This window comes from Microbacterium sp. Bi128, assembly GCF_918698205.1.
In genome coordinates this window covers 1-2432 of sequence record NZ_CAKKMM010000760.1, presented here as the reverse complement: position 1 = coordinate 2432, position 2432 = coordinate 1, and the positions used below count along the sequence as shown (strand labels likewise).

Below are 2432 nucleotides of genomic sequence, written 5' to 3'. Positions count from 1 at the left end.
GAATCCGATCGAGCGGAACGCCCCGCTGGCCACCAGCACCGCGACAATCAGCGGTTCCGGCGTGCCGGCGTCGAGCAGCGCGCATAGCGCAAAAGTGGCCGCGGAGGCCAGCGACGCGAACACCAGGACGGGCTTGAACCCGAAACGCCGGATCAGGGGCGTCGTGGCGGGCTTGATCCCGATGTTCCCCACGAACACGGCCGACACCATCGCCCCGGCGCGCAGCGGGTCCCAGCCGAAACCGACCTGGAACATCAGCGGCAGCAGGAACGGCACCGCGCTGATGGTCAGGCGGTACACAAAGCCTCCCGTCGCCGTCGCGCGGAACGTCCGCGTGCCGAAGACGGACAGATTGAACAGCGGCGTGCTGGTCCGCCGCATCCAGGCCGCGGCGGCGGCCAGGAACAGCAGGCCCGCAGCGATCCCCGCGGCCGCCAGCAGTCCGGCGTCCCGGCCGCCCATCAATTCCAGGCCGACCAGCCGGGATCCCACCCCGAGCGTGGTCAGGACCAGTCCGAGCCAGTCCAGGCGCCGCGTGCTGTCGCCGCGGACTGGGGGGACCAGGCGCAGCGCGGCCAGTAAGGCCGCCAGGCCCAGGGGGAGGTTGACCAGGAAGATCCAGTGCCAGGACAGGTAGGTCGTCAGCGCTCCGCCCACCAGCGGGGCGAGGACCGGGGCCAGCAGCCCGGGCCACACGAGGAAGGCCGTTGCCCGCAGCAGGTCCTTCTTCGGTGTGCCGCGGAGCACCACCAGCGTGCCCACCGGGACCATCATGGCGCCGCCGGCACCCTGCAGGACACGGCTCAGCGTCAGCATGGTCAGGTCCTGGCTGAGCGCGCAGAGCAGTGACGCGGCCGTGAAGATAGCGATGGCAAGACAGAACACCCGGCGGGCACCGAGCCGCTCCGCGAGCCAGCCGCTGAGCGGGATGCCCATCGCCACCGTCATCAGGTAGGCGGTCATGGTGATGTTCACGTCGGCGGCCGGCACCGCGAAATCGGCGGCGATACTGGGTATGGCGGTCGTCAGGACGGTCCCGTCGAGGAATTCCATGAAGAACGTCGCGGCGACCAGCAGGGCCAGCCGCGGGCTCCAGCTGCCCCCGGCCGGGTCCGCGCCGCGCGGGGAGGCGTTCATGCGCGTGTCTCCACGGTCCGGTTCACCCATAGCGCCGGCTCATCCATTGCACTGATTCACCCATTGCACCGGTTCACCCATGGCGCAGGGGTGGTTCCGATTCCAGCACGGCCATGGCGGCGTTGTGTCCGCCGATCGCACTGACGGCGCCGCCGCGGCGGGCACCGGAGCCGCAGAGCAGGATCTGCGGATCATCCGTCGCCACGCCCCAGCGGCGCGCCGGGGTGTCCAGCGGTTCGCCGTCCTCCACGAAAGGCCAGTCGAGGCCGCCGTGGAAGATATTGCCGCGGGGCATCCCGACGGCGCGTTCAATGTCCAGGGTGGTCTTGGTTTCAATGCAGGGCCGCCCGTCCGGATCCGTCATGAGCAGATCCTCGACGGGCTCAGCCAGGACGGAGTTCAGGGAGGCCAGGACGGCTGCCTGCAGTTCGGTGCGGCGGTCCTCGTTGTTCTCCGCCGTGACCAGCCGGTCCGGGACGTGCAGGCCGAAGACGGTCAGTGTCTGGGCGCCGGCGGCCTGCAGTTCCGGGGACAGGATGCTGGGGTCGGTCAGCGAGTGGCAGTAGATTTCGCACGGCAGCGGCGAGGGCACGGATCCTGCGGCGGCGGTGCTGTAGGCGGCGTCGAGCTGGGACCAGGTCTCGTTGATGTGGAACGTCCCGCCGAACGCGGCCTCGGGGCTGACGGATCCGTCCAGCAGCTCCGGGAGGCGTTTGAGCAGGAGGTTGACCTTGACCTGCGCACCCTCGCGCTGATGGTTCGGATTGGGGCCGGCGGCGGCGCCGGCTGACAGGTCGGCGGCAGGCCGGCCGCGCAGCCGGTCGAGGACCACCGGCGCCACATTGGACAACACCCACCGGGCGGAAGACGAATGGTCCCGCCCGCCGTGGCGGTAGTCCACGGCGCCGCCGGGCCGGACGGCGGTCACGTCCGCGGAGGTCAGGATGGTCGCGCCGGCGTCGCGCGCGGCCCGCTCCAGCTCGCCGGAGACCGCGCCCATGCCGCCGACCGGCACGTCCCAGTCCCCCGTCCCGCCGCCGATCAGGTGGTAGAGGAAGCAGATGTTTTGCTGCAGGTCCTCATCCTCAGCCCGGGCGAAGGTACCGATCAGCGCATCCGTCAGGACCACACCACGGACCAGGTCGCTGCCCAGCTCCCGGCTGATCGCAAGTCCGATGGGATGTTCGATCATGGCCTCCCACGCCGCGTCGGCCCCGGCCCGGGCGGCTAGGCCCCGCGCCGCGGACCGCGCCAGCAGCGGCGCGGTCATGGTGGGCCAGAGTGCCTCCGTGAGC

General features: G+C 70.9%; 2 protein-coding genes. Both read right to left on the bottom strand.

Annotation, left to right across the window (positions count from 1 at the left end; translation table 11 throughout):
* A partial coding sequence (locus LQV45_RS25900) for an MFS transporter (protein WP_230009514.1) occupies positions 1-1137 on the bottom strand: 1137 nt, incomplete at its 3' end.
* Between the two features lie 73 nt (positions 1138-1210).
* Positions 1211-2432, bottom strand: a 1222-nt coding sequence (locus LQV45_RS25895; RefSeq protein ID WP_230009512.1) for an NAD(P)/FAD-dependent oxidoreductase, incomplete at its 5' end; no start/stop codon positions are given.